The organism is Tomitella cavernea (assembly GCF_016599145.1).
Classification (GTDB): Bacteria; Actinomycetota; Actinomycetes; order Mycobacteriales; family Mycobacteriaceae; genus Tomitella; species Tomitella cavernae.
Genome location: NZ_JAENKO010000024.1, coordinates 13537 through 38645, shown reverse-complemented (window position 1 = coordinate 38645; position 25109 = coordinate 13537). Strand labels below are relative to the sequence as shown.

General features: G+C 72.0%; 26 protein-coding genes. 19 read left to right on the top strand and 7 right to left on the bottom strand.

Annotated features, from left to right (window positions below; genetic code table 11):
* Positions 1 to 16 precede the first annotated feature (16 nt).
* Positions 17 to 925, bottom strand: a complete 909-nt coding sequence (gene purU / locus JJ683_RS09965) for a formyltetrahydrofolate deformylase (protein WP_200173680.1) — start codon at positions 923 to 925, stop codon at positions 17 to 19.
* Positions 926 to 988: 63 nt separating this feature from the next.
* On the opposite strand from purU, the gene deoC reads away from it, so the two are divergent.
* Positions 989 to 1666, top strand: coding sequence for a deoxyribose-phosphate aldolase (gene deoC / locus JJ683_RS09960; RefSeq protein WP_200173678.1), 678 nt, complete (start codon positions 989 to 991; stop codon positions 1664 to 1666).
* Between the two features lie 49 nt (positions 1667 to 1715).
* Here deoC and JJ683_RS09955 read toward each other — a convergent pair whose 3' ends face one another.
* Together JJ683_RS09955 and JJ683_RS09950 are read right to left on the bottom strand one after the other, a co-directional pair.
* Positions 1716 to 2507 carry an LmeA family phospholipid-binding protein gene (locus JJ683_RS09955; RefSeq protein ID WP_200173676.1) on the bottom strand — a complete coding sequence of 264 codons (792 nt, stop codon included), beginning with the start codon at positions 2505 to 2507 and terminating at the stop codon, positions 1716 to 1718.
* Positions 2508 to 2567: 60 nt separating this feature from the next.
* On the bottom strand, positions 2568 to 3080 hold the full coding sequence (locus JJ683_RS09950; RefSeq protein ID WP_200173674.1) for a DUF2505 domain-containing protein: 513 nt from the start codon (positions 3078 to 3080) through the stop codon (positions 2568 to 2570).
* A gap of 24 nt (positions 3081 to 3104) precedes the next feature.
* Here JJ683_RS09950 and JJ683_RS09945 point away from each other — a divergent pair, with 24 nt between their 5' ends.
* Complete coding sequence (locus JJ683_RS09945) at positions 3105 to 4220, top strand: UDP-N-acetylmuramate dehydrogenase (RefSeq protein WP_200173672.1); 1116 nt, start codon at positions 3105 to 3107, stop codon at positions 4218 to 4220.
* Between the two features lie 267 nt (positions 4221 to 4487).
* On the opposite strand, the gene JJ683_RS09940 is transcribed toward JJ683_RS09945, so the two are convergent.
* Positions 4488 to 5330, bottom strand: coding sequence for an SDR family oxidoreductase (locus tag JJ683_RS09940; protein ID WP_200173670.1), 843 nt, complete (start codon positions 5328 to 5330; stop codon positions 4488 to 4490).
* A 95-nt stretch (positions 5331 to 5425) separates the two neighbouring features.
* Between JJ683_RS09940 and JJ683_RS09935 the strand changes: the two genes are divergently transcribed.
* The 6 genes from JJ683_RS09935 to JJ683_RS09910 all read left to right on the top strand — a co-directional run bounded on the left by JJ683_RS09935 (position 5426) and on the right by JJ683_RS09910 (position 11135).
* Positions 5426 to 6340, top strand: coding sequence for an alpha/beta fold hydrolase (locus tag JJ683_RS09935; RefSeq protein WP_200173668.1), 915 nt, complete (start codon positions 5426 to 5428; stop codon positions 6338 to 6340).
* A complete protein-coding gene (mshA, locus tag JJ683_RS09930) occupies positions 6337 to 7770 on the top strand; it encodes a D-inositol-3-phosphate glycosyltransferase (RefSeq protein WP_200173666.1) in 1434 nt (477 codons plus the stop codon). Before JJ683_RS09935 ends, mshA begins: the two co-directional genes overlap by 4 nt.
* 11 nt (positions 7771 to 7781) lie before the next feature.
* Entirely contained in the window at positions 7782 to 8417 is a 636-nt protein-coding gene (locus tag JJ683_RS09925) for a type III secretion system chaperone family protein (RefSeq protein ID WP_200173720.1), read from the top strand.
* Between the two features lie 8 nt (positions 8418 to 8425).
* The gene (locus JJ683_RS09920; RefSeq protein WP_200173664.1) at positions 8426 to 9178 is read left to right on the top strand and encodes a phosphoglyceromutase; all 753 of its coding nucleotides are present in this window, start codon (positions 8426 to 8428) and stop codon (positions 9176 to 9178) included.
* A 77-nt stretch (positions 9179 to 9255) separates the two neighbouring features.
* Entirely contained in the window at positions 9256 to 10446 is a 1191-nt protein-coding gene (locus JJ683_RS09915) for a sensor histidine kinase (RefSeq protein ID WP_200173718.1), read from the top strand.
* Positions 10443 to 11135 carry a response regulator gene (locus tag JJ683_RS09910; RefSeq protein ID WP_200173662.1) on the top strand — a complete coding sequence of 231 codons (693 nt, stop codon included), beginning with the start codon at positions 10443 to 10445 and terminating at the stop codon, positions 11133 to 11135. The genes JJ683_RS09915 and JJ683_RS09910 overlap by 4 nt, the downstream gene beginning before the upstream one ends.
* Positions 11136 to 11240: 105 nt before the next feature.
* Here the strand turns inward: JJ683_RS09910 and JJ683_RS09905 are convergent, their stop codons facing one another.
* Together JJ683_RS09905 and JJ683_RS09900 are read right to left on the bottom strand one after the other, a co-directional pair.
* Positions 11241 to 11768: a hypothetical protein gene (locus JJ683_RS09905; RefSeq protein ID WP_200173660.1), complete on the bottom strand. Its 528-nt coding sequence runs from the start codon at positions 11766 to 11768 to the stop codon at positions 11241 to 11243.
* Between the two features lie 271 nt (positions 11769 to 12039).
* The gene (locus tag JJ683_RS09900) at positions 12040 to 12828 is read right to left on the bottom strand and encodes a DUF3109 family protein (protein ID WP_200173716.1); all 789 of its coding nucleotides are present in this window, start codon (positions 12826 to 12828) and stop codon (positions 12040 to 12042) included.
* Positions 12829 to 12895: 67 nt separating this feature from the next.
* Between JJ683_RS09900 and JJ683_RS09895 the strand changes: the two genes are divergently transcribed.
* The 8 genes from JJ683_RS09895 to JJ683_RS09860 all read left to right on the top strand — a co-directional run bounded on the left by JJ683_RS09895 (position 12896) and on the right by JJ683_RS09860 (position 20275).
* Entirely contained in the window at positions 12896 to 13849 is a 954-nt protein-coding gene (locus JJ683_RS09895) for a Ppx/GppA family phosphatase (protein WP_200173657.1), read from the top strand.
* Between the two features lie 29 nt (positions 13850 to 13878).
* Positions 13879 to 14952: an Rv0497 family membrane protein gene (locus tag JJ683_RS09890; protein ID WP_200173655.1), complete on the top strand. Its 1074-nt coding sequence runs from the start codon at positions 13879 to 13881 to the stop codon at positions 14950 to 14952.
* A 142-nt stretch (positions 14953 to 15094) separates the two neighbouring features.
* Positions 15095 to 15940, top strand: coding sequence for a sugar phosphate isomerase/epimerase family protein (locus tag JJ683_RS09885; RefSeq protein ID WP_307810819.1), 846 nt, complete (start codon positions 15095 to 15097; stop codon positions 15938 to 15940).
* A 139-nt stretch (positions 15941 to 16079) separates the two neighbouring features.
* Positions 16080 to 16907: a pyrroline-5-carboxylate reductase gene (proC, locus tag JJ683_RS09880; RefSeq protein WP_200173650.1), complete on the top strand. Its 828-nt coding sequence runs from the start codon at positions 16080 to 16082 to the stop codon at positions 16905 to 16907.
* Between the two features lie 205 nt (positions 16908 to 17112).
* Positions 17113 to 17376 (top strand): helix-turn-helix domain-containing protein, encoded by a 264-nt coding sequence (locus tag JJ683_RS09875; RefSeq protein WP_182357932.1) that lies wholly within the window; start codon positions 17113 to 17115, stop codon positions 17374 to 17376.
* Positions 17377 to 17734: 358 nt separating this feature from the next.
* On the top strand, positions 17735 to 17836 hold the full coding sequence (locus tag JJ683_RS09870) for a 30S ribosomal protein bS22 (RefSeq protein ID WP_003402602.1): 102 nt from the start codon (positions 17735 to 17737) through the stop codon (positions 17834 to 17836).
* 206 nt (positions 17837 to 18042) lie between these two features.
* Positions 18043 to 19104, top strand: a complete 1062-nt coding sequence (locus JJ683_RS09865) for an NAD-dependent epimerase/dehydratase family protein (RefSeq protein WP_200173648.1) — start codon at positions 18043 to 18045, stop codon at positions 19102 to 19104.
* Positions 19105 to 19255: 151 nt separating this feature from the next.
* Entirely contained in the window at positions 19256 to 20275 is a 1020-nt protein-coding gene (locus tag JJ683_RS09860; protein ID WP_200173645.1) for a lysophospholipid acyltransferase family protein, read from the top strand.
* A 33-nt stretch (positions 20276 to 20308) separates the two neighbouring features.
* Here the strand turns inward: JJ683_RS09860 and JJ683_RS09855 are convergent, their stop codons facing one another.
* On the bottom strand, positions 20309 to 21319 hold the full coding sequence (locus JJ683_RS09855; RefSeq protein ID WP_200173643.1) for an HAD family hydrolase: 1011 nt from the start codon (positions 21317 to 21319) through the stop codon (positions 20309 to 20311).
* 394 nt (positions 21320 to 21713) lie between these two features.
* Between JJ683_RS09855 and JJ683_RS09850 the strand changes: the two genes are divergently transcribed.
* From JJ683_RS09850 to hemC, 3 genes are all read left to right on the top strand, one after another.
* A complete protein-coding gene (locus JJ683_RS09850; RefSeq protein ID WP_200173641.1) occupies positions 21714 to 22013 on the top strand; it encodes a glutaredoxin family protein in 300 nt (99 codons plus the stop codon).
* Positions 22014 to 22634: 621 nt separating this feature from the next.
* On the top strand, positions 22635 to 24017 hold the full coding sequence (locus JJ683_RS09845; RefSeq protein WP_200173639.1) for a glutamyl-tRNA reductase: 1383 nt from the start codon (positions 22635 to 22637) through the stop codon (positions 24015 to 24017).
* Positions 24014 to 25015, top strand: coding sequence for a hydroxymethylbilane synthase (gene hemC / locus JJ683_RS09840; RefSeq protein ID WP_307810817.1), 1002 nt, complete (start codon positions 24014 to 24016; stop codon positions 25013 to 25015). Before JJ683_RS09845 ends, hemC begins: the two co-directional genes overlap by 4 nt.
* Positions 25016 to 25109 lie beyond the last annotated feature (94 nt).

Sequence of the window (25109 nt, the reverse complement as noted above, 5' to 3'; positions counted from 1 at the left end):
TCGGCAAGCCAGGCGGTCAGCTGAACACCACCGTCTTGTGGTCGTGCACCAGAACCCTGTCCTCGAGGTGCCAGCGCAGCCCGCGTGCCAGCACGAGCTTCTCGATGTCGCGGCCCTGCCGGACCATGTCGCGGGTGGTGTAGGTGTGGTCGATGCGGGTGACGTCCTGCTCGATGATGGGCCCGGCGTCCAGATCGGCCGTCACGTAGTGGCATGTGGCTCCGATCAGCTTGACGCCGCGGTCGAACGCCTGGTGGTAAGGCCGAGCGCCCGCGAACGACGGCAGGAAGCTGTGGTGGATGTTGATGGCCCGCCCGGCCCAATGCTCGCACAGCTCGGCCGGCAGCACCTGCATGAACCGGGCCAGCACCACCGCGTGCGGGTCGTGGGCGTCGACCAGGTCGCGGACCTCGGCGAAGGCGGCCGCGCGCGCCTCCGGGTCGGTGCCCGCCTGAGGGAACGGCACATGGTGGAAGGCGATGCCGTGCGCGCGCACCACCGGTTCCAGGTTGCGATGATTGCCGATCACCGCGGTGATCTGCGCGGGCAGTTCGCCCTGGGCGGCGCGGCCCAGCAGGTCGTGCAGGCAGTGGCCGTCCTTGCTCACCACCAGCACCACGCGCTTGGGCGTGCCCGAATCGTGCAGCGACCACTCCGTCTCCGGTCCCAGCTCGGCCGCCACCGCGGCGAATCGCTCGCGCAGCTCGTATGCGCTGAGCTCCACCGACGATGCGCGGATGGCCTGGCGGGTGAAGAACCAGCCGGAGTTCGGGTCCGCGTGGTACGCGGCCTCCACGATCCAGCCGCCCAGGCCGGAAAGGAACTCCGAGATCCGCGCGACGATGCCCGTGCGGTCGGGGCAGCCGAGGCTGAGGACGTAGCGGCGGTCGTCGACCGCGGAGGCGGTGTTTCCAGCGGGGATCATGCTCCCATTTTGGCCCAGGGGGTCCGGCCGGGGCGCGGCGGGCGGTGTGCCAGGCTCGCAGGCATGAACGCACAGGCCGGCACCGGATCATTTCGCAGCACCGTCGCGTCGATCGTCGACCACACGCTGCTCAAGCCGGAGGCCACGGCGGCCGACGTGCGCGCATTGATCGCCGAGGGCCGTGAATTGGGCGTCGGGGCGGTGTGCGTGTCGCCGAGCATGCTTCCCGTGCACGCCGACGGACTCGTGGTCGCCGCGGTGGCGGGCTTCCCGTCGGGCAAACACCATTCGCTGGTCAAGTCCGCGGAGTCGGCGTTCGCGGTGGAGTCCGGTGCCCAGGAGATCGACATGGTCATCGACGTGGGCGCCGCCGTGGCCGGGGACTACGGCGCCGTCCTGGCCGACGTCCTGGCCGTGCGCGAGGCGATCGGCCCGGACATCGTGCTCAAGGTGATCCTGGAGACGGCGGTGCTCGGCGACGATGCGATCGTCGAGTGCTGCCGCTCGGCCGAGCGCGCGGGCGCCGACTATGTCAAGACTTCCACCGGGTTCCACCCGGCCGGCGGTGCGAGCACGCACGCCGTAGGCCTGATGGCCGAAACCGTGGGCGACCGGCTGGGCGTCAAGGCCAGCGGCGGGATCCGCACGGCCGAGGCCGCGATGGCGATGATCGACGCGGGCGCCACCCGGCTGGGGCTCTCCGGTACGCGGGCCGTGCTCGACGGGCTCCCGGAGGGCTGACGGCCGGCCCGTTCAGGCCCGGCCCGCCCCGTCGGGCGTTCCCGTCCGGTCAGAAGATGCTGCAGTCGATCTGCGGCCCGTCGGTCGTGGTCAGCGGCGCCTGGACGCCGGTAGTGGTCAGCGGCGCCTGGCCGCCGGTGAGTCGCACCTGCAACCCCTTGTCGGTGACGTCCACCGACTGCGGCGTCATCTCCAGCGGATAGTCGGCCAGGTTGCGGGTGAGCAGGTCGATGATCTGCTGGGCCCCGCCGGTGGGCAGGCCGATGCCGAAGGCGGTGATGTCGGAGGCCTCCATAGTCACCGCGTTGCCGCTGATCCGCGGGGTCAGCGATATCCGGCCCAGCCCGCCGGCCACGGCCACGTCGATGGTCCCCGCGGTGGAATCGCTGGTGACCCCGGTGATGAGCATGCCGAACGGGAGCGTCTGCAGGCTGGCGAGCATGTCGTCGTTGCCCCAGGTCACCGTGGCCTCCGACGAGCCGACCGTGCCGGTGCCGTCGCCCTCCGGCAGACGGATGTCGTGGATGGTCGAGCTCAGCTGCAGCCCGCGCATGGCGGCCTCGCCGGGGCCGGCGAGGTTGATGCCGTCGCTGTTGATGCTGATCGACGACACCGTGCCGGTGACGGCCGTCAGTAGCAGTGGGGTGGCGCCCAGGCTGACGTCGACGTCGCCGTCGACCTGCTGTTCCAGCGCGGTCGCAACGCAGTTCCCGACGCGGTCACGGGCGTAGAACTCGCCGCCCACGGCCACCGCCACCAGCGCGACGACCAAACCGATCGTGACGAAGAGGGCGGTGTGCCGGCGACGGCGCGGGGTGCGGGAAGGCGCTCGAGTACTCATCGGGACAGATTGTCCACGATCAACCTGAAAGAAGTATGAGAAGTGTTCTGGAGCCGTGGCTTAGTTGCGCGAACGCAGCCAGTGGTTGGTGAAGTCCTTCTCGATGCCGAACAGGTTCACTAGGTTCTCCAGGATCACGTCCTCGAGCTTGCCGCCGACGAACGGGATGTTCACCCTGGCCGCGGGGGTGTAGTGCAGCACCGACCCGCCGGCGTCGTCGGTGAGGGTGACGTCGCCGCCCAGGCTGCCCGGCGCGGCGGGGATCGTCGCGGAGAAGCTGCCCGTGGTGACGCCGCCCGGCGTATATCGCCCGAACGTCGCTCTGCGGGTGATGACGAGGTCGGTCTGCAGCACGGTCTGCGCCACGGCGGGCATCATCTCGCGGGCGATCACCTGCGTCATCTCCACCCGGATGCCGCCGTCGCCCGACTCGAAGGACTCGACCACCGACACCGGCGTGAACTCGCGGAGCTGTTCCATCAGTCCGTCCCAATACGCCCTGTCGGACAGAGCGGCGTACGTGCGTGCTGCGTCCCCGGACAGGCGGGCCGAGTACTCGATGCGTCGTGGCATGGGGGCAGGTTACCGTGGACTGCTGTGCACACTCTCGATCTCCCCGGGCTCGCGGCCGACGCCGGTGCCGAGCATGCCGCCGGCGCCGCACTGGCGGGCCTGACCACACTGCGACTCGGCGGCCGCTGCACCCATCTTGTGACCTGTGCAGATACCGGATCGCTGGTGGCCGTGGTGCGCGCGCTCGACGCGGCCGGGGTGCGCACCCTGATCCTCGGCGGCGGATCGAACCTGGTCATCGCCGACGAAGGTTTCGACGGCGCGGTGGTGCGCGTGGCGACGGCGGGCATCGACGTCGACGGGACGCTCGTGCGCGCCGACGCGGGTGCGCTGTGGGACGACGTGGTGGCGCGGACGGTGTCGGCGGGACTCGGCGGCATCGAATGCCTTTCGGGGATTCCCGGCTCCGCGGGGGCCACCCCCGTGCAGAACGTGGGCGCCTACGGGGCCGAGGTGGCCGACGTTCTCGAACGCGTGGAGCTGCTCGACCGTCGCACCGGTGAACGGCACTGGGTGACGCCGGACGCGCTCCGGTTGGGGTACCGGACGTCCGTGCTCAAGCACCGCGATGACGCGCTGGTCCTCGCCGTGGAGATGCGCCTGCGCGGCGACGGGCTCAGCGCGCCGCTGCGCTACGGCGAACTGGCGACTGCGATGGGCGGTGAGCCGGGTGCGCGGCTGCCCGTCGACGAGGTCCGCCGCACGGTCTTGGGCCTGCGCGCCGGCAAGGGCATGGTGGCGGATCTGACGCTCGACGACGATACGCCCGACCACGATTCGTGGAGTGCCGGCTCGTTCTTCACCAACCCGGTGATCGAGCACGCCGACCTGGCCGGCGTGCTCGGCGCGATCGCGGCGCGCGTCGGCGGGGATGCCCGGGTTCCGCAGTACCCGGCCGACGGGGGGCGCGCCAAGCTGTCAGCCGGCTGGCTCATCGAGCGCTCCGGCTTCGGCAAGGGATACCCCGGCGAGGGGTCACCGGCGCGGCTGTCGACCAAACACACGCTGGCGCTCACGAACCGCGGGGCGGCGCGCACCGCCGAGCTGCTGGCATTGGCCAGGGAGGTGCGCGACGGAGTGCACGAGGCTTTCGGGGTGCGGCTGGTGCCGGAGCCGGTGCTGGTCGGGTGCGAGATCTGATCTGTGGCGCGGTCCGCCGCCCGTCGCGTTCGAAGTTCGAACGCGACGTGGCTTTCGCGCCCCAACTTCGAACGCGACGTGGCGTGGCGTTCGAAGTTGTCGCATCTGGTCCGTAACTGGAGACCCAATGGGGCAACTACGGGCGTGACGCGTGTTCGCGTCTGAACTTCGAACGCGACGACGAGGCGACGCCCGAACTTCGGGCGCGACGTGCGGTCGTGCGGTGTGACGCCCGAACTTCGGGCGCGGCACGCCGCCGACCGCGGCTCAGATCCGCCGGTTGACCCGCCCGTCGTGCGCCTGGTCCCGCGGCCGCACCACGATCTGGTCGAGGTCCACGTGCGACGGGCGGGTGGCGGTGAACGCGACGATGTCGGCGATGTCGGCGGCCACCAGCGGGGTGACCCCGGCGTAGACGTTGTCGGCGCGTTCGGCGTCGCCCTTGAACCGGACCAGTGAGAACTCGGTTTCGACCATGCCCGGGCAGATCTCGGTGAACCGCACCGGCTTGCCCAGCAGTTCGCCGCGCATGGTGCGGTGCAGCAGGGCCTGCGCGTGTTTTGCGGAGGTGTACCCGGCGCCGCCGTCGTAGGAGCTCAGCGCGGCCACCGAGGTGACGGTGATGACGAGCCCGTCGCCCGAGTCGATGAGTCCGGGCAGCAGCGCCTTGGTGACGCGCAGGGTGCCCAGGACGTTGGTCTCCCACATCCAGCGCCAATCGTCCAGGTCGGCCTCCGCTACGGGGGCCAGGCCCTTGGCGCCGCCGGCGTTGTTCACCAGCACGTCCACCGGACCGGCGGCCGCGGCGAACGCTTCGACGGAGTCCTGGTCGGTGATGTCGAGCCGGTGCGCGCGGCCGCCGATCTCCGCGGCGATCGTGTCGATGCGGTCCGCGCGGCGGGCGCCGAGGACCACGTCGAACCCCTGTGCGGCGAGGGCGCGGGCGGTGGCTTCGCCGATGCCGGAGCTCGCGCCGGTGACGACCGCGGTCCTGCGGCGCCCGGCCGCCTCGTCCGGCCGCTGCTGCCCGGCTGTCGCGTCGACGCCCCGGGCGAGCTCTTCGTGCGCGGCGGGGCCGCCGGTGCGTGAAGCAGGTTGATCTGATGCCATGCCCCGACCCTAATCGCCGGGCCACCGCTGCGGGGCGGGTGCGATGCCTCACCCGCGGGCGGCCGGGGTTGCCTCGCGGGCATACTCTGGGGGCCATGGCAGAGCACAGTGCTGCGGTCCGGCAGGTGGTTGCGTCGGACGGGACGCGCATCGTCTACAGAGCCGACGGGCGGGTCGGCGCGCGCCCGCTGATCCTGGTGCACGGGTGGGCCCAGTCGTCCGCCTGTTGGGGGCCCAACGTTCTCGCGGCGCTCACCCGCCAGTACCGGGTGATCGCGGTGGATCTGCGCGGCCACGGTTATTCCGACGCCCCCGAGGACGCGTACGACGATCCATCGCTGTGGGCGGGCGATCTGCGTGCCGTCCTGGACGCGGAGGGGATCGGCGCGGGGGCCGGCGCGGTGCTGCTGGGCTGGTCCTACGGAGGGCTGGTGTGCTGCGACTTCCTGGACAACGAGCGCGGAGCCGCTGCGGACGGCACCGTAGGCGGGCTGATCCTGGTGGGCGCGCTCACGGGGATCGGCCGCGGGCAGAAGGGCGGCCGCGTGGGCAAGGCCATGCGCGCCGCGATGCCCTCCGTGCTGGCCACGGACGCCGCGGTGGCCGTTCCCGCGATGATCGAGCTGACGTCCGCCTTCCACGGCGAGGTGCACGGCAAGGGCGAACGCGAACAGGCGCTGCTGGCACTGGCACTGGGCACGCCCCCGCGGGTGCGCACGGCGCTGTTCAACCGCAACTCGGGGCACGACGAGATGCTCGCCTCCCTGGAGATCCCCGTGCTCGTGATGCACGGCACGGACGACCGCATCGTCGATCCGAGCGCGGCCGAGCACGCGCTGGCGACGATCCCGCACGTGCGGCCGTCGTTCTGGGACGGCGGCGGGCATGCGCCGTTCATCGAGAACGAGGGCCGGTTCATCAGCGAGATCGACGAGTTCATCGACGTTCTCGACGGCGACCGGGCCACGGCCGGCTGGGGAGCAGGTTCCGCGGACGGGGGCGGCCGATGACGGGGGGCGGGGTCCTTCCGATCGCCGGCGGCGCGGCGGGGCGCCGGGAGCTGCGCCGGGTGGCCGTGCTCTCGTTGCACACCTCGCCGCTCAACCAGCCGGGCACGGGCGACGCCGGCGGCATGAACGTCTACGTGCTCGAGACGGCCCGCGAGCTGGCACGCCACGGCGTGGAGGTGGAGATCTTCACGCGCGCCACGCGTTCGGACCTCCCTCCGGTGGAGGAGGCCGCGCCGGGCGTCCTGGTGCGCAACGTCGTGGCGGGGCCCTTCGAGGGACTGGACAAGCGCGATCTGCCGACGCAGCTGTGCGCGTTCACCGCCGGGGTGCTGCGGGCGGAGGCCCAGCATGCCCCCGGCTATTACGACCTGGTGCACTCGCACTACTGGCTGTCCGGTCAGGTGGGCTGGCTGGCCCGCGACCGGTGGGCGGTTCCGCTGGTGCACACGGCGCACACCCTCGCCGCGGTGAAGAACGCGGCGCTGGCGGCGGGCGACGTGCCGGAGCCTCTCTCGCGCAGGATCGGCGAGCAGCAGGTGGTGGCCGAGGCCGACCGTCTGGTCGCCAACACTGCGGAGGAACGTCGCCAGCTCATCGCGATCCACGACGCCGACCCGGACCGCGTCGATGTCATCGCGCCCGGCGCGGACCTGCGCCGGTACCGGCCGGGGGGCGCCGTCGCCGCGCGCGCCGAGCTGGGCCTGGACCCGGCTGAGACGCTGGTGACCTTCGTGGGGCGTATACAGCCGCTCAAGGCGCCGGACGTCCTGGTGCGGGCCGCGGCGCGCGTCCTCGCACAGGATCCGGACGCGAATCTGCGCGTGCTGGTCGTCGGTGGGCCGTCGGGCAGTGGGCTGCGCCGGCCGGAGTCGCTGATGGCGCTGGCTGCGGAGCTGGGTATCGCCCATCGGGTCACGTTCATGCCGCCGCAGCCGCCGGACCGGCTCGCCCAGGTGTACCGCGCGTCGGACGTGGTGGCGGTGCCGAGCCACTCGGAGTCGTTCGGGCTGGTGGCGATCGAGGCGCAGGCGTGCGGGGTGCCGGTGGTCGCGGCGCGCGTCGGCGGGCTCGGTGTGGCGGTGCGCGACGGCGAGACCGGCGTCCTGGTCGACGGCCATGGCATCGACCGGTGGGCGTCGGCGCTGGGAATGCTGATCCGGCAGCCGGCCCTGCGTGCGCGGATGGCGGCCGCGGCGCCCCGGCATGCGGCGGCGTTCTCCTGGAGTCACACCGCGGAGGGGCTGCGCAGCACTTACCGGCGTGCCATGCTCGACTGGGACGCGCAGATCGCCGGTCAGGTGGTGGGACAGGTCGGCCGGGGATCTGACGGCCGGGGATCTGACGGACGGGGACCTGACGGCCATGTTCACGACGGCCGGGAACGGCCCGCCCGCGCGGGCGGGCGGCGATTGCGGGAGGCGACGGCATGAGCAGGCACGGTATGGACGGCGAGGCCGGGGCGCGGACGGTCGACGACGCCATCGCGCTGATCGGCGGGGCGCTCGACGCTTCCGGCATCGACTACACCTGCCCGGAGGGGCCGCATTTCGTCCTCACCCTGCCCGGCGAGCGCAAGCTGAAGACCACCTGTCTGCTCACCGTCGGGGTGCACGGGGTGCGGGTGGAGGCGTTCGTAGCCCGGCATCCGGACGAGGACCATGGGGCCGTGTACAAGTGGCTGCTGCGGCGCAACCGGCACCTGTTCGGCGTGCACTACACGATCGACAAGATCGGCGACATCTACCTGGTGGGCCGCATCTCGATGGACGCATTGGGCAGCGACGAGCTCGACCGCGTGCTGGGCCAGGTGCTCGAGGCGGCGGACGGCGACTTCAACACCATCCTCGAGCTCGGGTTCCACACGTCGATCCGGCGTGAATGGCGCTGGCGCACGGTGCGCGGCGAGTCGCTGCGCAACCTTGCCGCGTTCGAGCATCTGGTCACCGACGACGACCGGGCGGCGGCGGCGCGCGGCGAGATCGGCCGGGCCGGCGAACCGCCGCGGAGCGTGGTGACCGAAGCCGGGTCCGCGCCGGCGTCGGGTCCTGGTGCGGGCGACGGGCAGGACCTGGGATAATCGTCGCCATGACTATGGGAACCCTGGTGCTGCTCCGCCACGGCGAGAGCGATTGGAACGCAAAGAACCTGTTCACCGGCTGGGTGGACGTCGCGCTCACCGACAAGGGCACCGCCGAGGCGCGCCGCGGTGGTGCGCTGCTGGTGGAGCACGACCTGCTCCCGGATGTGCTCTACACATCGCTGCTGCGCCGCGCCATCACCACCGCCAACCTGGCGCTGGACGCCGCGGACCGGCATTGGATCCCCGTCAAGCGCGACTGGCGCCTGAACGAGCGGCACTACGGCGCGCTGCAGGGCAAGAACAAGGCGGAGACCAAAGCGGAGTTCGGCGAGGACCAGTTCATGCTGTGGCGCCGCAGCTACGACACCCCGCCGCCGCAGATCGCCGTCGGCAGCGAGTTCAGCCAGGACGTCGACCCCCGCTACGCCGACCTGGACTCCGTCCCCATGACCGAGTGCCTCAAGGACGTCGTCGAGCGGCTGATCCCCTACTTCGAAACGGAGATCGCAGCGGACCTGCGCGCCGGCCGTACGGTGCTGGTCGCGGCGCACGGCAACTCGATCCGCGCGCTGGTCAAGCATCTCGACGGGATCTCCGACGAGGCCATCGCGGGCGTGAACATCCCCACCGGCATCCCGCTGCGCTACGACCTGACCGATGACGGCGGCGTACTGCGCCCGGTCACCGTCGGCGGCGAGTACCTGGACCCGGAGGCGGCCGCGGCGGGTGCCGCCGCCGTGGCCGGCCAGGGCAAGTAGGGCGCGGCCGTGACGCGGGAACAGCCGGTGCGCACGGCGCACGTGCGCCGCGCGGGGAACCGGGGGTGACGGCGCCGATGCTGGTGGCCGGGATCGCGATCGGCGCCGCGGCCGGGGTGGCGGCGGGGCCGCGCGTGCGCGAGTGGATCGACCGCCGCCGCTACCTCACCCACGGGCCGTCGCCGTCGAAGCTGCTTGAGCTGGTGGTGGACGATTCACCCACGGGCATCGCAGTGGTCGACGGCAAGCGCGACATCGTCCTGTTCAACCGGCGGGCCACCGAGCTGGGCCTGGTGGAGGACGACGAGCTCGACGACCGAGCCTGGGCGGCGGCGCGCAAAGTGCTCTCCGAGCGGCACCCGGTGGACTTCGACCTGATGGGCGACCAGCGCAGCCAGGGCAGGTCCATGTCGGTGCGCGGGCAGGCGCGCGTGCTCGACGACAGAGTGGGCCGCTACGCGCTGCTGTTCGCGGACGACGACTCCGAGATCGTCCGCATGGAGTCCGCTCGCAGGGACTTCGTCGCCAACGTCAGCCACGAACTCAAGACGCCCGTCGGCGCCATGGGGCTACTGGCGGAGGCGCTGCTCGAGTCGGCGGACGACCCGGAGACGGTCCGGCACTTCGGGCAGAAGGTGCAGGGCGAGGCGACCCGCCTGGGCGCGATGGTCTCCGAGCTGATCGCGCTCTCGCGGCTGCAGGGCGCCGAGAAGCTGCCCAACCTCGAAGAGGTCGACGTCGACTCGATCATCGCGGCCGCGATGGACAACGCGGCGCTCACCGCGGATGCCGCGGAGATCGAGATCACCACGGACGCGCCGAGCGGCCTGCGGGTGCTCGGCGACGAGATGCTGTTGACGACGGCGCTGACCAACCTCATCTCCAACGCGGTCAACTACTCGCCCAAGGGCTCCCCGGTGGCCGTGAGCCGCGCCCTGCGGCGGGGCCAGGTGCAGATCAGCGTCACCGACCACGGCATCGGCATCGCCCCCAAGTACCAGGAGCGCGTGTTCGAGCGGTTCTTCCGCGTCGACAAGGCGCGCTCGCGTGAGACGGGCGGCACAGGCCTGGGCTTGGCCATCGTCAAGCATGTGGCCATCAATCACAATGGCCGCATCCGGTTGTGGAGCAAACCCGGCACGGGGTCCACCTTCACGCTGGAGCTGCCCGCCCACATCCCGGACCGCACGGGCGAGCCGTCCGCGCTGCAGACTCCGCCGGGGCCGTCACGGCCCGACCCCGACCATAGAGAGGACATCCGTCGGTGAACCGAGTGCTGATCGTGGAGGACGAGCCATCGCTTGCCGAGCCGCTCGCCTTCCTCCTCCGCAAGGAGGGCTTCGAGGTTACCGTGTCCGTGGACGGGCCGTCCGCGCTGGAATCGTTCGACCGTGAGGGCGCGGACATCGTCCTGCTGGACCTGATGCTGCCGGGCATGAGCGGCAACGACGTGTGCAAGCAGCTGCGGGCGAAGTCGTCGGTGCCGGTGATCATGGTGACGGCGCGCGACAGCGAAATCGACAAGGTGGTGGGCCTGGAGATCGGGGCCGACGACTACGTCACCAAGCCGTACTCGGCGCGCGAGCTGATCGCACGCATCCGCGCCGTCCTGCGCCGCGGCACCGAGCCTGCGGTGGAGGACGACGGCTACGACGACGCGATGCTCACGTGCGGGCCGGTGGCCATGGACGTGGAGCGGCACGTGGTGACGGTGAGCGGCGAGGAGATCGCGCCGCCGCTCAAGGAGTTCGAGCTGCTCGAGTTCCTGCTGCGCAACTCCGGCCGTGTGCTCACCCGCCAGCAGCTCATCGAGCGTGTGTGGGGCGCGGACTACGTGGGCGACACCAAGACGCTCGACGTGCACGTCAAGCGGCTGCGCGCCAAGATCGAGCAGGACCCGGGCAAGCCCCGGCACCTGGTGACGGTGCGGGGGCTGGGCTACAAGCTGGAGGAGTGAGCACTCGGGCCCGGACGCCCGGGTCGGCACGGCACAGGTGCACACGGTGAAAGAGGACCCCGCAGCCGTACCGCTGCGGGGTCCACTCTCGTGCAGGGAGGCGGCCTAGGAGCTGCCGAGCCCGCCCTGCAGGCCGATGCCGATGTTGCCGAGGCTGCCGCCGATGTCGACGTTCAGGCCGCCCTGAGCGCCGCCGCCGCCCGAGCCGGTGGAACCGGCGCCGAGGCCGCCCATGATGTTGACGAGGCTGCCCGAAACGCTTCCGGCCGGCAGTTCAATGACCGGGAGCTGCGGAACGCTGGAGCCCTGCGGGAGGTCGACAGTAGCCCACGTGGCGTGGCCGTTCACGTTGGCAATGTAGTGGACCTGGTGCGGCTCGTGATTCCGGCCCTCCTGGTAGCAGTTGCGCCATGCGCCATTGTCGATCTGGCAGAAGATGGGCGTCTGAGTACCGAAGGCAGGGCTGATGAGAACGTTCGAAGTGCCAGGGTTGAACGCGCCGGGCGCGTCGTACGGAATGAACGTGTCGCTGACGTTCGTGTACTCCGGCGCGGCGCTGGCGGCGGGCGCAATGGCCAGGGCCATTCCGCCTGCGGCGGCGGTGGCTGCTGCGGCCGTCACGACCTTCTTCATTGTCTTCTTCATAGTCAGTGGCCCTTCTGTCCGAGGAACGGTCACTCGCGTGCAATCGGTGATTCGCTGCTGGCGCAAAGTGCGCGGAGAGCCGTTCAAGCTGTCACTCATACGGGTCATCGCGGCCATTCGCTTGAGTGTTAACAAACTTTGAGAACTCGCTGAAATCCGCCGACCGGACGGGCGCTGTGACCCATTCCTTCGAGGCGGAATCAAAGAAACCATGACGGTCAGTCAATATAATTAAGACGTTCGTCCATATCGACTGCTTTCAGTCATCCCGGCCACTGTCCGCTGCTGCGGCCGTCGCAGGGTGGACGGCCACCAGGCCCAGCTCGGCCCGCCGAGCGCACAGCCGCGCCAGCTCCGTGTAGGCGGCCGCGCCGAGCAGCTCCGTCAGCTCCGGCGCGTACGACTGCCACACCGCTCGCGAGCCGACGTGTGCCGCGGGGTCGCCGGTGCAGTACCAGTCGAGGTCGGCGCCGCCGGGGCCCCAGCCGCGGCGGTCGTATTCGCCGATCGTCGAGACCAGCACCTGTTCGCCGTCGGCGCGCTCCGTCCAGTCCTGGGTGCGGCGGACGGGCAGCTGCCAGCACACGTCCGGCTTGACCTCCATGGGCAGCCGCCCGGTACGCAGCGCCATCCGGTGAAGTGCGCACCCGGTGCCGCCCGCGAAGCCGGGCCGGTTCAGGAAGATGCAGGCGCCGTCGTGCCGCCGCGTGCGTAGGGCGGGCTCGTCGTCCACCTCGTCCTCCACCAGGTATCCGTCCGGCCCCAGGCCGCGCTCGCGCAACTGCCAGTCCTCGGCGGTGAGATCCGCGACCCCGGCGTCGAGGCGGGCGCGGTCGTCGTCGTCGCTGAGGAACGCGCCGTGCGAGCAGCAGCCGTCGTCCGGCCGGTCCGCGAGGATGCCGCGGCAGGCGGGAGTGCCGAACACGCACGTCCACCGCGACAACAGCCAGGTCATGTCGGCACGCACCAGGTGGTCCGGGTCTGCCGGGTCGACGAACTCGACCCACTCGCGCGGGAAGTCCGGCTCCACTTCCACCGCGGGCGGCAGGTGGTCACTGCGGGATAGGGGTCCGTGCGTCACAGGTCCCCACCGTAGACCCGCTAGGTTGGTCGGTGTGCGACTCGGAGTGCTCGACGTAGGAAGCAACACCGTCCACCTGGTGGTGGTGGACGCGCATCGCGGTGGGCACCCCACGCCGATGAGCTCGTCCAAGGTGGCGCTGCGTCTGTCCGAGCGGATGACCGGGGACGGCCGCCTGCAGCCGGACGTCACCGACGACCTGATCGCCGCGGTCTCGGAGTTCTCCGCCATCGCCCGCTCGTCGGGGTGCGGCGAGATGATGGCCTTCGCCACCTCCGCCGTCCGCGACGCGGTCAACTCGGAGGATGTCCTGGGCCGCGTCCTCGCGGAGACCGGCGTGGAGCTGAGCGTCCTCGGCGGCGTCGACGAGGCCCGCCTCACGTTCCTGGCGGTGCGCCGCTGGTACGGGTGGAGCGCCGGGCGGATCATGAACTTCGACATCGGCGGGGGATCGCTGGAACTGTGCAACGGCGTCGACGAGGACCCGGACCTGGCGTACTCGCTGCAGTTGGGTGCGGGACGTCTCACCCGCGACTGGTTCGAGTCCGATCCGCCCGGGAAACGGCGCGTCGCGGCGCTGCGCGACTGGCTCGACGCGGAGATGTCGGACCCGGCGAAACAGCTGCGCAAGGCGGGTGCGCCGGACCTGTGCGTGGGCACCTCCAAGACCTTCCGGACGCTGGCGCGGCTCACCGGCGCCGCGCCGTCGAGCGCCGGCCCGCGTGCGACACGGACGCTGACGGCCAGCGGTCTTCGGCAACTGATCGCGTTTATTTCTAGGATGACTGCAGCGGACCGTGCGGAGCTCGAAGGCGTCAGCGCCGACCGGTCGCCGCAACTGGTTGCCGGGGCGCTCGTCGCGGAGGCGAGCATGCGTGCCCTGTCGGTGGACCAGCTGCAGATATGTCCGTGGGCGTTGCGTGAGGGGCTGATCTTGCGCCGGCTCGATACCGAGATGGGTGGCGAACTGTTGGTGGGTGCACGATGAGCGAACAGCCGGGGCCGAGCAGCCGGCCGGTGACCGTTGCCGAACTGCTCGCCCGTAACGCCTCCGACAGCGGGGGCTCCAGCAACGGCGGACGGACACGCAGGCATCACCGCGGCGAGCGTGCGGGCGGCATCTCGGTCGCCGAGCTGACCGGGGAGATTCCGGTGATCCGCGAACCCGTCGCCGAGGACCGCGTCGACCGCGAACGCCAGGAAGCGCGCGACGACGCCGAGCGCGCCACGGAGGACTCGGGCGGCCCTGAAGCGGATCCAGGCGCCGCCGAAGCGGCCCCGGACGCCGTCGACGACGGCGTGGACGGCGCAGAGCTGGAGGCCAACCCTGAGGCTGAGGCTGAGGCGGACCCTGAGGCTGAGGCGGAGGCGGGAAGCGGCGCAGATCCGGATGCCGACGCGGACGCGGAGTACGACGCGGACGCGGATGCCGACGCGGAGCCGGACGTCGGCGAGGAGTCCGTCGGAGGCGCGTCCGATCAGGAAGCCGAGCCGGAATCGGGGCAGGACGCCGGGCCGGACCAGGAACCGGAGGCGGGCGCCGCGCCGGCACCCACCGGCGGCACGCCGACAGTCGGGGAGATGCTCGCGCGTAGCGACGCTCCGGTCGCATCGATCAGCGGCGATCCCGGGGCGACGGCCACTGCGGTGATCCCGGTGGCCGAGCCCGCCCCGGAGGACGCCGAGGCGGAACCGGCGGCGGCGCAGACCACCGTCTTCGAATCGGGCGTCGCCGATCCCGCCGTCACCGAAGACGCAGGCGCTGACGCCGAAGACGCAGGCGCTGGCCCCGAAGATGCGGACGCTGCGGAACAGGGCGGGAACCGCGGCGCAGTGCGCCAGTGGGCCGGCCTGGCGCTGCAGGTCATCGTCGGCGTCGCGGTGGGCGCCGCGGTGTTCAAGGGGTTCGAGAAACTGTGGGACTCGCTGCCGTACGTGGCACTGGTCCTGTCGGTGCTCGTGATCCTGGGCCTGGTGGCGGTGGTCCGCATCCTGCGCAAGACCGACGACATCATCAGCCTGCTGCTCGCGATGGTGGTGGGCGTGGTGGTGACGTTGGGGCCGCTCGCGTTCGTGTTGAGCACGCAATGACCCGCGCCGCCGGGCCGCGCCCCCGCGTCGGGTGGGCATGTGGTCGCTCTTCCGGCGGAATCCGGCCGGACGTCCACCGAACGGGGCGGCCCGGCGCGAAGCCGGTGGGGGAGGCGCGGTGGTGAAGGGCCGTGGAATTCCGGTGGGATTGTCGACCGCGTCGGTATACCCGCAGACCAGCGAGAGCGCGTTCCAATACGCCGCGCAGCTGGGTTTCGACGGCATCGAGCTCATGGTGTGGGCAGAGGCCGCCAGCCAGGACCCGTACGCGGTGTCGGCGCTGATCGACCGCCACCAGGTCCCGGTGCTGGCACTGCACGCGCCGTGCCTGCTCATCTCGCAGCGGGTGTGGGGCTCGGACCCCATCCCGCGGCTCGACCGGGCGGTGCAGGTGGCGCGCCAGGTGGGGGCGACGACGGTGGTGGTGCATCCGCCGTTCCGCTGGCAGCGCGCCTACGCGCGTGGCTTCGCCGCACAGGTGGCCAGGCTGGAGGACACGCACGGCATCGTCGTCGCAGTGGAGAACATGTACCCGTTCCGGGCGGACCGGTTCATGAGCAACAAGGAGGGTTCGGTCCAGCGGCTGCGCAAGCGAGGGGGCGCGGGCGCCGCGGTCTCGGCGTTCGCGCCCGGGCACGATCCGACGGCGGTGGACCACCGGCACTTCACGCTGGACCTGTCGCACACTGCCACCGCGGGCATGGATGCGCTGGAGCTGGCGGACCGGATGGGCGACGGACTGGCGCACGTGCACCTGGCCGACGGCCGCGGCGCCTACACGGACGAGCACCTGCCGCCGGGCGCGGGCGACCAGCCCTGCGCGGAACTGTGCCGGAGGCTGGCGGCACGGCGTTTCGCCGGCCAAGTGGTGCTGGAGATCACGACGCAGAATGTGCGCACGCGCGACGAGCGGGCGGCCGTGCTGGCGGAGTCGCTGGCGTTCGCCCGCACGCACCTGGCGCGCCCGCGCCCGCGGCGCGCCGACTGATTCCGCGGCACGCGTACCGGCGGCGGGCCGGCCCGCCGCGCGTCCACCGGCCACGGGCGGATTCCGGTGCCCGACACGGCATGGACCGGTCACGCGGGCGGCCGCACGGATCCGCCGTCCGCGTGGCAGGCTGAGTGGCATGACGAGAATTGCTGTGGTCGGCGGCGGCCGGATCGGTGAAGCGCTGGTGTCGGGTCTGTTGGCCGGCGGAAGGCTGGCGCGTGACCTGGTGATCACGGAACGGTTCGAGGACCGCGGCCGTGAGCTGGCCTCGGAGTACGGCATCCGGGTCACTCAGAGCATCGCGGACGCCGCGGAGGGCGCCGACGTGCTCGTCGTGGCAGTCAAGCCCAACGACGTGGACTCGGTCCTCGCGGAGGTGGCCGAGTACCAGGAGACCAGCGACGACGACCAGCTCATCGTGTCGCTGGCCGCCGGCATCACCACGGCACGCTTCGAGCAGCTGCTGCCCGCCGGCACCGCGGTGGTGCGCGTGATGCCCAACACTCCGATGCTCGTCGGGCAGGGCGCCAGCGCGATCACGCCGGGCCGGCGTGCCACCGCCGTGCACATGGACCTGGTCGAGGAGCTGATGGGCGCCGTCGGCATGGTCCGCCGGGTCAAGGAGTCGTCGATGGACGCGGTGACAGCGGTCTCCGGCTCGGGGCCCGCGTACTTCTTCCTGGCGATCGAGGCGATGGTCGATTCGGGGGTCGCGCTGGGGCTCGCCCGGCCCGTCGCCCGCGACCTGGCCATCCAGACACTCGTGGGCGCGGGCGCGATGCTCGCCGAGTCCGGGGAGACCGCGACCGAGTTGCGCGCCGCCGTCATGTCGCCCGGCGGCACCACCGCGGCGGCGATCCGGCAGTTCGAGAAGGACGGCTTGCGTTCGGCGTTCTTCGAGGCGATGGCGGTGGTGCGCGACCGCTCCGCAGCGCTGGGCGCGGTGCAGGAGGACGGCTCCTGATCCGACGCGGTGAGGCCCGCTCCGGGCGCCGTGCAGTGCTCGCCGTGATCTCGCCGTGACCGCGCCGAACAGGGCATTCGACGCGGATTCGTCACACGCGTCGCAGCGACACCACGATTACCGTTAGGCTGCGGGGTAGCACGTGCGTGTCAGGTCCGCCGGAGGGGAAGCCGGCGGCGCGACGCGTGCCGGAGGAAGTGAACCAATGGCGTCATCTGACAAGCCGCCCGCCGGAGGGGCGAAGCCTGCCTCGCAGGGCTCCTCGGACGCCGGAGAACCGGCGTCGCTGGCGGGCACCAATTTCCTGACCGTCGCAGAGGTGGCGACGATGATGCGCGTGTCGAAGATGACCGTGTATCGGCTCCTGCACGGCGGCGAACTGCCGTCGGTGCGGGTGGGGCGCTCGTTCAGGGTGCCCGCCAAGGCGGTGCACGAGTATCTTCAATCGTCGTACTTCGACGTCGGCTAGATCGGCAGGGGCGGGTCCTCGAGGTCCGGGAGCAGGGTCGGCACAGGCGCGAACCGGTGCCCGTCGGCACCTCGGTTCGAGGGCCGGCCCGTGCGGCGGTAGCATTGTCGATTGTCGTGCCGTGGAGAGGTTTCCTCGGCTGCTGTCGGCGGGCGTCGCGTGGGGCCGGGTGCCCCGCGGGCCGGTGCGCCACCGAGTGATCGGTGCACTGGAGAGGGCGCCGGATTACGTGCTTGCCGCGCTCTGCGCCCGGCGCTGTGCGCGGCCACGGCAGCACGGGGTCCGATCGATGGATTCGTGCACGAGGGTCGCCGCACCGGTGCGGGTCCCCAGGTACTAGGCAGTGAGGATTCCCGGTATGGGTTCAGTGATCAAGAAGCGCCGCAAGCGCATGTCGAAGAAGAAGCACCGCAAGCTGCTTCGCCGCACCCGGGTGCAGCGTCGCAAACTCGGCAAGTGATCCGCGCGCACCGGCGGTAGAGCGTCCGGTCGCGCATCGACAGCCGCGCGCTGCTCCGGCGGCCCGGTCCACCATCGTGGACCGGGCCGCCGGTCGTTTCGGCCCCGCCGCCCGGGCCTGCTGCGCGGCGGCGAGGCGGTGTGATGCACGCCGGGCGGCGGGCGGAGTATGGCCGCCGTCGCGTCGTGGCCGCTATTCTGTACGTGATGAGTGAAACCGACGCGCCGCGCGAGCCCAGGGTGGTACTCGTGACGGGAGCCAGCCGCTTTCTCGGCGGTTCCCTCGCGGCGATGCTGGCCGCCCGCCCGACGATCGAGCGCGTCATCGCCGTCGACTGCCTGGCGCCCAGCAAGAACATGCTGCGTCGGCTGGGGCGCGCGGAGTTCGTGCGGGCGGACATCCGCAATCCGATGATCGGCAAGATCATCCGCGGTGCGGAGGTGGATACGGTCGTCCACACCGACGTCCACTCACGGCCGGGGGAGGCCGGCGGACGCGCGGTGATGAAGGACATGAACGTCATCGGCGCCCTGCACCTGTTCGCCGCCTGCCAGAAGGCGCCCACGGTGCGCAGGCTCGTGGTGCGGTCCACGTCGGCCGTCTACGGTTACAGCCCGCGCAACCCGGCACGCTTCGGCGAGGAGATGGCGCCGAAGAATCCGCCGCGCGGCGGATTCTCCAGGGACAGCGTGGAGATCGAGTCGTACGCGCGCGGCGCGGGCCGGCGCCGCGTGGACCTGCAGGTGAGCATTCTGCGTTTCGCGCCGCTCATCGGCGTGCGGATGGACACCGAGCTCACCCGGTACTTCGGGGCGGTGCTCGTGCCCAATGTGCTCGGCTACGACCCGCGCATCCAGCTGCTGCACGAGGACGACGCGCTGGGGGTGCTGGAGTGCGCGGTCACTGCGGCCGCGTACGGCACGTTCAACGTCGCGGGCGACGGCACGATGTCCGGCGCCCAGGCCACGCGGCGGGCCGGCAGGCTGGGGATTCCACTGCCGTCGCCGATGCTGGCCATGGTGGGTTCGGCGCTGCGGGCCGCGCGGGTGGTGGACTATTCGCAGGAGGAGCTGGGCTTCCTGAGTCAGGGCGTGGTGCTCGACACGACGCGGATGCGCACCGAGCTCGGATTCACGCCTCGCTGGTCCACGGTGGACGCGCTCGACGACTTCGTCCGCGGGAGGTCGCTGGACCCGGTGATCGACCCGGCGATGGTGCGTGGATGGGAGGAGCGGCTGACGGCGCTGGCGCGACGGCTGCCGGTGTGATCGGAACGGTCCGCGTCCGGCGGGGGACGACGGGCCGCCGAAAGGTGTTGTGCGCCGCAGGGTGCGGGGGAGCGGTGTGGCAGCGTGGACGTGGTGCGCGGGGGCGCGCGCGAAGGGAGCGCGACCGGTCGGGAGGCCGGGAGCGGAGACGATGGGAGTCGAGGTGGAAGATTCGGCGGTGGCCAAGGTCATTCCGCTGCGCGGCGAGGGGCGCGGCGGTGTGGCACGGGGCGCGTCGACGGACGGATCGCGCGGCGCGCGGGACCCCGGCGTCCCGCCGGTGGTGCATCAGCTGCGCACGGGCGGGCCGCCCGATGAGGCGGATCACACGGCGTTGGCCGATCACGTCGCCGAGGTCCTCACGTTCCTGCGCCGGCGGGTGACCGGCGACTACGAGGTGGACGACTACGGTTTCGACCCGCACCTGAACTCGTCGGTGATCCTGCCCGCCCTGCGCCCCGTTTTCGAGAAGTGGTTCCGGGTCGAGGTGTCCGGGGTGGAGAACCTGCCGGCGGACGGTGCGGCGCTGCTGGTGGCCAACCATGCCGGCACCGTCCCCGTGGACGGCCTCATGCTCTCAGTGGCCGTCCACGACCATCACCCGCAGCACCGGCCCACGCGCATGCTCGCAGCCGACCTGGTATTCCAGACGCCGCTGCTGGGCTCGTTCTCCCGCAAAGCCGGGCACACGCTCGCATGCCACCCGGACGCGGACAGCCTGCTGCGCGAGGGCGCGCTGGTCACGGTGTTCCCGGAGGGGTTCAAGGGCGTGGGCAAGCCGTTCGCGGACCGTTACAAGCTCCAGCGCTTCGGCCGCGGAGGTTTCGTCACCTCGGCGCTGCGCACGGGTACGCCCATCATCCCGGTGTCCATCGTCGGTTCCGAGGAGATCTACCCGAAGCTCGCCGACATCAAGCCCCTCGCCCGGCTGCTGGGGCTGCCGTACTTCCCCATCACTCCGCTGTTCCCGCTGCTCGGACCGCTGGGCGCCGTCCCGCTGCCGTCCAAGTGGCACATCGCCTTCGGCGAGCCCATCGCCACCGACGGCTACGACGAGCAGGCCGCCGACGACCCGATGATCACCTTCGACCTCACCGACCAGGTGCGCGAGCGCATCCAGCAGACGCTGTACACGCTTCTCGCCACGCGGCGGAACGTCTTCTTCGGCTGACGGCGGAGGCGGCCCGGCTGTGAGCCCTCCGGCTCACGCCGACTGTTCGCGGCGCCCCAGCACGGTCGCGGCGGCGCCGCCGATCGCCCCGAGCGCGAGCGCCGTGGGCACGCCGATCTTCGCCGCCTTGCGTCCGGTGCGGAAGTCGTGGATCTCCCAGCCGCGGTTGCGGGCCAGTTCGCGCAGGTCGGCGTCCGGGTTGACGGCGACGGCCGTGCCCACCGCGGTGAGCATGGGCACGTCATTGTGGCTGTCCGAATACGCGGTGCACCGTTTGAGGTCGAGCCCCTCGCGCACGGCCAGCGCCCGCACCGCGTGCGCCTTGCCCGGTCCGTGCAGGATGTCGCCCACGAGACGGCCGGTGAACACGCCGTCCTCGCTCTCCACCACGGTGCCCAGAGCGCCGGTGAGGCCAAGACGCTTGGCGATGACCTGCGCCAGGTCCTGCGGCGTCGCGGTGACCAGCCACACCTGCTGGCCGGCGTCGATGTGCCGCCGGGCCAATTCCAGGGTGCCCGTCCAGACCTTGTCGGCGAGGATCTCGTCGTAGATCTCCTCGCCGAGGCGGGTGAACTCCGCGGTCTCGCGGCCCGCGATGAACGAGAGGGCCTTCTCCTTGCCGCTGGCCACGTCGTCGCTGTTCTCTTTGCCGCTGACCCGGAATTTGAGTTGCTGCCATCCGAACTGCGCCATGTCGGACAGCTCGATGTAGTTGCGGGAGGCGAGGCCGCGCGCGAAGTGGATGATCGAGGCGCCCTGGACCATGGTGTTGTCCACATCGAAGAAGGCGGCGGCGGTGAGATCGCGCGGCGGTGGGGTCCGTGCCGGCGCGCGCTCCGGCCACGCGCCGGGCAGACCCGGCGCGCCCTCGTCGGTGGATTCGGCCTCCAACTGGGCGTGGGCGGCGTCGGCGCTGGCCTCGCCCGCGAGGTTCTGCAGAAGCTCGCCCAGGCTGGGCCCCAGCGGGTTGCGGGTACTGAGGCGGGCGATGCGGCGCCGCACCGAGGAATCCTGCGGGTCCGGCTGCTCCCGGTGGTCTGGCACCGCATCCTCCTGATCCGCCTGAATCCTGGTGGCCGCTCCCGGCGGTCGCGGCCCGCATCCCCGGCGGGCCGTGGACCTGAACGGTCACCCCAACAGTAACCGTCGGCCCGGGGGTGCGGGGGCGCGGCACACGCGCGGCGCGGCCCTGTGCGGAAGTCCGAGCCCGGCACCGCTCGCAGGGCACGGACACTGTGACAATGATCTCTGCGGACAATGATCTCTGCGCCGGCGGCGCGATCCGGTGCGGTGGCGGCCGGGCGTGCCGTCGCCGGGGCGGCGAGGAGGGACGGAGGTCGGCGGGAGGCGGTTGACGGGGGTGGTTGACTGGGCTGGTCGATTGGGGCCCGCCGGGCGCGGCGGCGGGCCCGGAGACTCGGGAGGAAGGTGCACGACGGTGGCCACTGCGGACAGGGGATCGGGTTCGAGCGGCGGCGCGGCCGCGGGAGGCCGGGAGGTCACGCTGCTCACCCGGGAGGGCTGCGGGGGTTGCGACGCGGCGCGGGAGCGGCTTGACCTGGTGTGCAAGGAGTTCGGGATCGCCGTGTCGTCGGTGGACGTGGATGCTGCGGCGGCGGAGCGGCCGGAGCTGCGCGCGGAGTTCGGCGACAGGCTCCCGGTGGTGTTGCTCGACGGGCGGGAGCACAGTTATTGGGAGGTCGACGAGGAACGGCTGCGCGCCGACCTGGCCGGCTGAGCCCGGGCGCCGGAGCCGCGGAGTCCGTCGCGGCGGGCGCCGGCCGTCCGCGCCCAGCGACGGACCGGGCGCATGCTAGGCGGTGGTGGTCGGCGGGCGGTAGTGGACCCGGGTGCGGCGGCCGTCGCCGTAGCGTGTAAGGGCATGCCGCGTCAACTTTGTGCCGGGGGTGACGAACGGTTACCGTGGTGTGAACCAAGCACCGGGGTGCTGGGTCAGAGCTGCGTTGATGCGGCTGTGTCCGGGCAACGCCGTCCCGCATGCACGATGATGCCGACGGCGGTGCCGCGTCCAGGCCCGCCGCGGTTGCGTCACGGCCCTCGGGCCGCGCGCAAGCGTGCCAGGCGGACGCTCCCGTCCCGGACGCTCATTCACTTCGGCTGCACGAGGAGCCCGCGACGTGACAGATCGACGCCCAGCGTCCGCCCGCCCGACGCTGGTCCGCCCCGGTGGCCGGCGCGTCACCGCCGATGGCATCCGATCCGGCGGGCGGCCCGTCAGGACCTGCGCCGGATGCTGTGATCACGGCGTCCCCAATAGTCGCATACGTCCGCCCGGCGCCGTCGTCCGGCACGCCGCTGTCCGGGAACGGGCGGGCGTATGGATGGAGGTGGCCGCGGCATGAGCATTCTGCTGGTCGGGATGTCGCACCGCAGCGCGCCGGTGTCCACGCTCGAGCGCGCCGCGGTGTCGGAGGCGGACCGTCCCAAGCTGCTGGACGCGCTGGTGCGGCGCCCGCACGTCGCCGAGGCCATGGTGGTCTCCACCTGCAACCGCATCGAGATCTACGCCGTCGTCGACGCGTTCCACGGCGGTCTCGCGGAGGTCAGCGGGCTGTTCGCGGAGCAATCGGGGATGAGCGTGCAGGAGCTCACCTCGCATCTGTACGTGCGCTACAGCGAGTCCGCGGTGGAGCACCTGTTCACCGTGGCCGCGGGCCTGGACTCGATGGTGGTGGGCGAGCAGCAGATCCTCGGGCAGATCCGCACCGCCTACGCGGCCTCGGACTCGCAGCAGGTGGCCGGCCGTGCGGTGCACGAGCTGGCGCAGCAGGCGCTGCGTGTGGGCAAGCGCGTGCACAGTGAGACCGGCATCGACTCTGCCGGTGCGTCGGTGGTGTCGGTGGCGCTGGAGCGCGCCGCGGCGCTGCTCGGCGGGCCGCGCGCCCTGGAGGGGCTGGCGGGCAGGCGGGCGGTGGTGCTCGGCGCGGGCGCGATGGGCGGGCTGGCCGTGGCCAATCTGGTCCGTGCCGGTATCGGAGAGGTGACGGTGGTCAACCGCACCGCCGAGCGCGCAGCCCGGCTGGCCGAGACCGCGGCGGAGGCCGGCGTGTCCTCGCGGGCGGCCGGCTTCGACGGACTCGCGGCGGCCGTGCGTACCGCCGACGTGGTAGTGACCTGCACAGGCTCCGTCGGGGCGGTGCTGACCGTCGCCGACGTGCACACCGCGCTCGCGCGCCGCACGGTGGATTCGCCGCTGGTGATCTGCGACCTGGGCTTGCCGCGTGACGTCGACCCGGCGGTGGCGGGCTTGCCCGGCGTGGATCTGCTGGACATCGAGACGCTGCGGCGGGATCCGGGCGCCGGTGCGGCCGAGACGGATGCGGCCGCGGCCCGTGAGCTGGTGGCCGCGGAGCTGGCCGCCTACCTGGAGCAGCAGCGGGCCTCGGAGGTGGCGCCCACGGTGACCGCTCTGCGGCGGCGCGCCGCCGAGGTGGTCCAAGGCGAGCTGATGCGGCTCGAATCGAAGGCCCCGGGCCTCACCGAGGCCGAGAAGACCGAGGTGGAGCGCACGGTGCGGCGCGTCGTCGACAAGCTGCTGCACGCGCCCACGGTGCGGGTCAAGCAGCTCGCGGCGGCCCCCGGCGGGGGGTCCTATGCGGAGGCGCTGCGCGAGCTGTTCGAACTGGCGCCGGGCGTGACGGCCGCGGTGGCGCGCTCCTCGGAGTCCGCCACCGACGTCGAACCCGCCGATCAGAGCCTGGCAGAGGAGGGCACACTGTGACCGATCACCCGGCGGCCGCCGGAGCGGCGGGCATCCCCGATCCCATCCGCGTGGGCACGCGAGGCAGCGTGCTGGCCCGTACCCAGGCCGGCACAGTGCGCGACGCCCTCATCGCGGCCGGACACCCCGCGGAGCTCGTCATCATCAGCACCTCCGGCGACAAGTCCATGTCCCCGGTGGAGAAGATCGGCGTGGGCGTGTTCACCGCGGAGCTGCGCGAGGCCATCCGCGACGACCGGGTCGACATCGCCGTGCATTCGTTCAAGGATCTGCCCACCACCGCCGAGCAGGGGCTCACCATCGCCGCCGTGCCGGCGCGCGCGGACGCCCGCGACGCCCTGGTGGCGCGCGACGCCATGACACTCGGCGAACTGCCGCCCGGGGCCCGTGTGGGCACGTCCGCGCCGCGCCGCGTGGCGCAGCTGCGGGCGCTGGGCCTGGGGCTCGACGTGCAGCCGCTGCGGGGCAATCTCGAGCGTCGCCTGGGCCGCGTCGACGCAGGCGAACTCGACGCGGTGATCCTCGCGCGGGCCGGCCTGGACCGCACCGATCGCACGGGGATCATCACCGAGACGATCGATCCGCTGCAGATGCTGCCTGCGCCGGCGCAGGGCGCCCTGGCCGTCGAGTGCCGCAGCGGCGACGCTGCGCTGGTGGAGCTCGTCCGGCGGCTCGACGACCCGGACACCCGTGCCGCCGTCGTCGCCGAGCGCGCGGTGCTGGCACGTCTCGAGGCCGGCTGCACCGCCCCGGTCGGCGCGCTCGCCGAGGTCGTCGACTCGACCGGGCCGGACGGCACGCCCATGCTGGAGCTGTCGCTGCGCGCCGCCGCGGCCGCGGAGGACGGCACCGTGGTGCTGCGCGCTTCCCGGGTGGGGCCGGTCGCCGACGCCGAGTCGCTGGGGCTCGGCGTGGCGGACGAGCTCCTGGAGATGGGCGCCGCCGACCTCATGGCCGACAGGCCGGGCGGGGCACCGGGGGCGGGAGTGCCCGGATGACCGCCCACGGAGCGCGGGGGCCCACGCCACCGGCCGCGCCGCGCAGACTGCGGCCCTGCACCGCACCAGACCACGTAATGACCCTCGCACTCAC